This is a genomic window from Wolbachia endosymbiont of Madathamugadia hiepei, assembly GCF_013366855.1.
GTDB lineage: Bacteria > Pseudomonadota > Alphaproteobacteria > Rickettsiales > Anaplasmataceae > Wolbachia.
Genome location: NZ_WQMP01000043.1, coordinates 1 through 7,123, shown reverse-complemented (window position 1 = coordinate 7,123; position 7,123 = coordinate 1). Strand labels below are relative to the sequence as shown.

The following is a 7,123-nucleotide window of genomic DNA, read 5'->3' as shown; positions in this document are numbered from 1 at the left end:
AACGTCTAATCTAGCTGCTTTTAAACCGCAACTGATCTAATTTTAAACGTTAAGAAATTTACTAAACAGACAAAAGGCAAAAGAAACCCCGTTAGCTAGTTATTCGCTATCTATCTTTTAAATTGGCGTTTTTTATTGTCTTAAACGCTTTAACAAGCGCATTTTAGCTTATATTAGGTAAAAACTTTGAAAGTTTATAAAGACATCAGGTGCACATAGTGCAAAAAATTAAACATAAGACGCCAAGTACATTGAGTTTTTTGTCGTTTAATCTGCACAGACTGAAGGTAAATAATAGCTTCAGTCTCATTATAAGGGAACTGGCGAAGGTTGTCAAGTAGTTTTTTTGTTTTTAGATATCCATCGAAACTTTAAAGTTATTTAATGTTGACGCTGTACACTTAAGTGCTAAAATAAAATGAGAAGTTTTTAGGAGTTCATATGGCAGCAGGCGGAAAAGCGAAAACAGCTAGTAAAAATAACCCTACTCAGCGTCAGAAAGCTAAGCAAAAAATGTATAAAGATAAACCGGTAAAACCAGTTAGATATATAGATCGCGACTCACGTATGAATTATATGTCCGCTGAATATGGGGATGGTAGTCTCGTTCAAGACGAGAGTGGTAATCCTATAAAGTGGGAAGCTGTATAGTGGGTTTAAATTTGTGGTTAAGATTACCGTTAACTCTAAGGAATGTGAAGTAGAGGCTGGGCTTACTATAATCCAAGCCTGTGAAGCTGTGGGCATTGAAATTCCACGCTTTTGTTATCATGAGCGCTTAGCAATCGCCGGTAACTGCAGAATGTGTTTGGTTGAAGTGGAAGGCGGACCTCCAAAACCAGTAGCCTCTTGCGCAATACCAGTTGCAGAGAGCATGATTATTCATACTGATACCCCAAAAGTCAAAAAGGCACGTGAAGGAGTGCTCGAGTTTTTGCTAATTAACCATCCGCTTGATTGCCCAATTTGTGATCAAGGTGGTGAGTGTGATTTGCAAGATATAACAATGGCCTATGGAAAGGGAACTAGCAGACTTGATGAACATAAAAGGGCTGTACCAAAAAAGCATTTTGGGCCACTTATTGAAACTGCAATGAATAGATGCATCCATTGCACTCGATGCGTTAGGTTCTTGTCTGATGTTGCAGGTACAAACGAACTTGGAGGAATTGGTAGAGGAGAAAATGTAGAGATCAGCACTTACATAAAAAGGCATATTAGCTCCGAGTTATCTGGAAATATCATAGACCTCTGCCCTGTAGGAGCTTTAACTTCAAAACCTTACTCATTTAAGGCGCGTCCATGGGAACTATCACATTGCGAAACTATAGATGTGCTCGATGCTGTGGGAAGTGCGATCAGAGTCGATTATCGCGGTCCGGAAGTGATGCGAATATTGCCAAGACTCAATGAAGAAGTGAATGAGGAATGGATATCAGACAAAGCTCGCTTTGCTTACGATGGACTAAAAGTGCAACGCCTTGACCAACCTTATACAAAGAAAGATGGTAAATTAATTCCGGTTGATTGGAATGAAGCACTAACTGTTGCTGCAAAAAAACTAAGAAGTACAAAGCCAAACAAAATAGCTGCAATTGCAGGTGATTTGGCGGATTGTGAGTCTATGCTTCTACTAAAAGAAATGATGCATAAGCTCGGTTCAGCAAATATAGATTGTAGGCAGGATGGAGCAAAGCTTATACAAAATAATCGTGGATCATATGTGTTCAACACCACTGCTCAGGGTATAGAAAATGCAGATTTATGCCTGCTTATAAACACAAATCCTAAAGTAGAGGCACCAGTTATTAATGCACGTATAAGAAAAAGATATTTACAAGGCAACTTTCCTATTGCAAGCATTGGTCCTGACATTGAATATTTGTATCATGTTGAGAAGCTAGGCGATAATCCTAGCATTTTAAATGAAATAGCGAAAGGAAATCACAAATTTTGCAAGCTGCTAAGCGCTGCTAAAAACCCTATGATCATCATCGGTCAAGATGCATTAACAAGAGATGATTCCGAATCAATTTTAGCTTTAGCTGGCACAATTGCAGAAAATTTTAACATGGTCAGAGATGACTGGAATGGTTTTAATGTGCTGCACAAAGCCGCAGCACGAGTTGGTGGGTTAGATATTGGATTTGTTCCCAAAAAAGGTGGAAAAGACACTAACCAAATACTAAAGCAAGCAGAAAGTGGCGATATGGAAGCTGTTTATCTTCTCGGTGCAGATGAAATTGACACATCAAAGTTAGAAGATACATTTGTAATTTATCAAGGTCATCATGGCGATAGAGGGGCACACATAGCAGATGTTATTCTACCTGGAGCTACATATATAGAGAAATATGCAACTTATGTGAATACTGAAGGGCGAGTGCAGAGAACAAATTTAGCTGTATTTCCCCCTGGTGAAGCAAAGGAAGACTGGTTGATTACTAAAAATTTGTCGCAATATCTGGGCCTCTCCTTCCCATATGATAGTTTATTTGACGTGAAAAAAAAATTAGATACTATAGGCCCACAGTTTAGAAACGCTGACCAGGTGGTAAAAAACAAATGGGTGCCAATTACCTGCAACGAGATAAAACTAAGCAGTGCGCCTTTCGCCCTAAAAGAATGTAATTTTTATATGACAGATTCCATAAGCCGCGCTTCAAAAATAATGGCAGATTGTACTAAAGCTTTCTATGGACACGCTAATTAACATTTTATTTGTTTTGGTGCCGTTACTGCTCTCAGTAGCATATTTGGTGTACTTCGAACGCAAATTTATTGGTGCAATTCAGCTAAGACATGGCCCAAGCGTAGTTGGACCTTTTGGGCTATTACAGCCATTTGCAGATGCAATTAAATTACTGATTAAAGAGCCGATAATACCATTTAGGGCAAATACCATATTGTTCATTATGGCTCCGATGCTCACCTTTATTTTAGCATTAATCGCCTGGGCAGTTATACCATTTGGTGCTGAGGTAATTACAGAAAACGGGCAACAGACAGTAATTCCTAAGGTGATAGCAAATATTAATGTTGGAGTACTTTATGTGCTAGCTGTATCCTCTTTAGAGGTATATGGCATTATTATTGCAGGCTGGGCAAGTAATTCCAATTACGCGTTTCTTGGCGCTATAAGGTCAGCTGCTCAAATGATCTCATACGAAGTTTCGATAGGCTTAATAGTTGCCACAATTATTGTCACAACTGGCACGCTAAATCTCGGGGAAATGGTAGTAACAAAGCATAATATGCCATTTTGGGTTGACCTACTACTCATACCTATGGCAATAGTGTTTTTTATCTCTCTCCTTGCGGAAACCAACCGTCATCCGTTTGATTTACCAGAAGCTGAAGCAGAGCTTGTCTCTGGGTATAATGTTGAATATTCATCAATGCCTTTTGCCCTCTTTTTCTTGGGAGAATACGCAAACATGATCTTAGCAAGCGCTATGACAACAATATTTTTCTTAGGAGGATGGTATCCTCCTCTAGAACTTAGTTTTTTGTATAAAACTCCAGGTTTAATTTGGTTTGTCTTGAAAATAGCTTTATTGTTGTTCATATTTATTTGGATTAGGGCAACAATACCTCGATATCGATATGATCAGCTAATGCGTCTTGGCTGGAAAGTGTTTCTGCCAATATCAGTACTTTGGCTAATACTCATCTCAGGAGTGCTACTTTTTACTGGGAATTTACCAGGTTTAGAGTTGTAAATATGCATGCTGATCACAATATTAAAATTTCTTTGATAAATTTTGCACTAAGGTTTCAAGACTTTTGTGCTATGGCTTTTTCTAATACCATTTCCAGCGCCCAAAACCGCCACCCGTGAGAACAAGTTGTTTTGGAATCGCTTGGTATACCTTGTAACCTACGCGAACTTTTATCTATGGTAATTTAATACAACGTAAAGTTCAGCTATATTAGCCTACTTCTACCACGTTTACATACGAACCAATTTGCCTAACTTTGCTGTAACAATTTTAAGCTTCTATTTTCACAACCTTATTTTTACCCGGCTTGTTCTCACAAATATAGGTACTTTTTTGCGGTTTTTGTAAAGAGTAAATAATTGGATTTTCGATAACGCTACAGAACCTGGTATTTTCTAAAAGTTTTTACATGATTTGCTAATAACTTAATAATTATTAAAATATCAGCTATAATTTTTATGTATTGGTATAAATAATGGGGGTATAAAAATGGATCTTAATCAACATATTAATAACCATGAATTAACACTATCAAATGTTACAATAAAAAAAGTAATAGAAAATTTGCAACAGCACAAAGGTGATCTCTCAAATATTACTCAGTTTTCTTTGAGGAACAGTGATATTAAAAATGAAGATCTAATGGCTCTAATTGATTTATTACATGATAAACTTCAAAATCTTAAATGGCTTGATTTATCGTACAACAATATTGGAAATGAAGGTGTTCTGGCTCTAAGTAAGGCATTTGAAAATGGTAAACTTCAAAATCTTAGAAAGCTTTATTTATTTTCCAACAATATTGGAAATGAAGGTGTTCTGGCTCTGAGTAAGGCATTTGAAAATGATAAACTTCAAAATCTTAAATGGCTTGATTTATCGTACAACAATATTGGAAATGAAGGTGCTCTGGCTCTAAATGAGGCATTAAGAGAGAGAGAACTTCTACGTTTTGATTTAAGTCACAACAATACTGAAAATGAAGACATAGAAGCCTCACGTGAATTACAAAATGGCGGCGAACTTCCTATATCTTTTAATAATAATACTACAAATGAAAAAGAAACATTAATTCTATTAAATAATTGGAATAATGTCAACAATAATCTAGAAAGTTCAGGTGACAATCAAAACAATGATCATCCTCAACATGTTAAACAAATAATACAAAAAGAGTTTCATATACCTGAAATTCATCCAATTGACTCAGAGTTGAAGAAAAGAAAGCTAAGTGCAAAGGAAAGTGAGCAGTTAAACTATTTCAAAAACGCAATTGTAGCAGCGAAGAACCCAGGTGAAATGCACAAAGTTGTCGATGAAGCAATAGATATTGGAATGAGGATGAATGGGCGTTATGAGAATGATCAGAGTTTTGCTGAGTATGTCGTATTAGGCATGCAGGAGCATGAATTCAAAAAAAATGATCAGAAGAAGGTAATGCAAAAACTAATGCTGAAGGGAGCAGAGTTTCATGACCACCTATTGAAAAATAAACCAATAGGTGAGATTTATAAAGAACTGCAACCAGAGGTCCAGCCACAGATAGAAAAGCAACTTGAAGAGTGGAAAAAAGCCGGTGCAAATGCTGCTCAAAGAGGAAGCGTAATAGGTGTTGAAATAGATAATAAAACAGTTTTTACAGAATATTCTAAAGACAGCATAATAGAGACTGCAAAAGTACTAGAAGGTATAGATCCAAATATTGGACTAGGCAGCCACATAATAAAAGTAGGCGGTGGTGAAGTGGAAATCAGAAAAGAAGAAGGGGATAGAAGGAACTATACTGATGTACTCGGTGGTTTTGAAATAACATTTCCTACAAGTATTGGTGGGCTAGTAATTACAGTGTACCACGATGTAAAAAACTACGACCAAATACAAGTGAAAGTAGAAGATACGGAAATGTTGTCTAAACTACAAGCGAAAGGCGAGGAAATAGGGAAAAACTGTCTCTTTGGTGGAATGAAAATCGAAGAAGCAGTGGAAAGGGGAGGTTTCCCTAGAAGCGGCTTTTTGAGTGAAAAAAAAGGCAGCTAATGAAACATTGTCTTCGTCTTCATGGCAAGGTAAGGTACGTAGAGGTAGTCACGGAACCTCTAGTCAGCTGTAAACAATGAGGGAGGGTTTTCCTCCTTCTCGGGAACGTTCCCTAATAAACACCTGTTTTAAGGTTTAGGACCAGTTCGAACAGCAGATTCACTGGAAGTATTTCCACTTGCACTTTTCCTAGCATTACCTCCAGATCCAGCTTTGCCTGTAGAAAAGACCTTTGACATCATTTTTGCAGGTGTATCACCAGAGCTGAGTGCTGCCCTGTAATTACCAGAAAGTTCTGCAGCCATTCCTGGTAGAATATGCAAAAAGTGATAAAACAGAAACAATATTAGAGCTAATTTTAATAATTCTCCAATGAGAGAACTGCCAAACTCTATGTATGTAAAGTTGAACAGACCAAGTATGCTGCTCTTTTTAAAACTATAATTTTGCATCATACATGCAAGAGTATTTTTATTCTCGTCTTTATCACATTCGCCGCTTTGCAATTTAAACCACTGTTTTTTACTATCCAATATTTTTATCTCTTCCTTGTCAAAATGTAAACCTTTAAAATAGATTTTATCACATGCTATAAACATAAAACGCTAACTATAGATTAGCCGACGAAGAAAAAGCCCTCTATTTCCAGCTCTTTCTTCGTCGGCTAATCTATAGTTAGCGTTTTAAGCACTTCTAAAAGCTTTTGTTTTTCAATTTCTCCTGGAAGATCTTTATTTGTACTGCTAGAAGCACTTGGTTCTTGTGTTCGATCTGTGGCAGTTTCTCTTGAAGCAGCGGTACCCTTCCAATTTTTGAACTTTTTAGCAATAGCTTTTCTTATTTCTTTTGGTGCTTTCATAACGTTTTCTCCTTTTGTATTAAAATTTGTTAATCGAGTGTAGTAGTTGAAGTGTTCTAGTTGCACACTCTATAGATTCGGTTCAATTAGCGTTGCCTTGCTGCTTGAAATGTTTTCCTGTAAAAATTTAGCTTACCTTTTACATCGGCTTATTTAAGCTGCACTAGCACGATCTGCTTTTTTTGGAACGTAGGATTTTCTAGGGATTATCCTATTAAATTCTATGATATTATTTTTTGTATCATTGTTAAGAACGTCAATACTGAAAATAAATACCGACCAGGGCTTTTTTTGCTTTTTTTCTCGTTTAGTAAATTTCTTAATATTACAGCTAAAGCAGTTCAAGAGACTGTGAAGGGCGTCATTTCTTAATTTAAAACACAATATTTTTAATTATTATGGAAAGACTGGATTCCAGTGGGCTTTGTTGCATGGCAACTAAAAAATCTAGTGGTTACTGACGAAATTCATTATAAAGTGGCTATTTAACTACCGAAGAAAGAAT

At 36.6% G+C, this 7,123-nt stretch carries 5 protein-coding genes and 1 pseudogene; 4 read left to right on the top strand and 2 right to left on the bottom strand.

From position 1 onward, the window contains the following. Window positions 1-441: 441 nt before the first annotated feature. From GO685_RS02385 to GO685_RS02370, 4 genes are all read left to right on the top strand, one after another. Window positions 442-651 (top strand): hypothetical protein, encoded by a 210-nt coding sequence (locus tag GO685_RS02385; protein WP_041046493.1) that lies wholly within the window; start codon window positions 442-444, stop codon window positions 649-651. 13 nt (window positions 652-664) lie between these two features. After that, a complete protein-coding gene (gene nuoG / locus GO685_RS02380) occupies window positions 665-2,713 on the top strand; it encodes an NADH-quinone oxidoreductase subunit NuoG (protein WP_175937417.1) in 2,049 nt (682 codons plus the stop codon). After that, window positions 2,697-3,722: an NADH-quinone oxidoreductase subunit NuoH gene (gene nuoH, locus GO685_RS02375; RefSeq protein ID WP_175937416.1), complete on the top strand. Its 1,026-nt coding sequence runs from the start codon at window positions 2,697-2,699 to the stop codon at window positions 3,720-3,722. Before nuoG ends, nuoH begins: the two co-directional genes overlap by 17 nt. Window positions 3,723-4,211: 489 nt before the next feature. Further along, entirely contained in the window at window positions 4,212-5,759 is a 1,548-nt protein-coding gene (locus GO685_RS02370; RefSeq protein ID WP_175937415.1) for a leucine-rich repeat domain-containing protein, read from the top strand. 128 nt (window positions 5,760-5,887) lie between these two features. Here GO685_RS02370 and GO685_RS02365 read toward each other — a convergent pair. Together GO685_RS02365 and GO685_RS02360 are read right to left on the bottom strand one after the other, a co-directional pair. Beyond that, a pseudogene (locus tag GO685_RS02365) lies at window positions 5,888-6,361 on the bottom strand (type IV secretion system protein); the annotation flags it as partial. Window positions 6,362-6,423: 62 nt separating this feature from the next. After that, entirely contained in the window at window positions 6,424-6,618 is a 195-nt protein-coding gene (locus GO685_RS02360; RefSeq protein ID WP_175937414.1) for a hypothetical protein, read from the bottom strand. Window positions 6,619-7,123 lie beyond the last annotated feature (505 nt).

What these genes read in the sequence shown, in the direction of transcription:
- GO685_RS02385 (WP_041046493.1), top strand. Translation starts at nt 442, where the DNA reads ATGGCAGCAGGCGGAAAAGCGAAAACAGCTAGTAAAAATAACCCTACT.
- nuoH (WP_175937416.1), top strand. Translation starts at nt 2,697, where the DNA reads ATGGACACGCTAATTAACATTTTATTTGTTTTGGTGCCGTTACTGCTC.
- GO685_RS02370 (WP_175937415.1), top strand. Translation starts at nt 4,212, where the DNA reads ATGGATCTTAATCAACATATTAATAACCATGAATTAACACTATCAAAT.
- GO685_RS02360 (WP_175937414.1), bottom strand. Translation starts at nt 6,618, where the DNA reads ATGAAAGCACCAAAAGAAATAAGAAAAGCTATTGCTAAAAAGTTCAAA.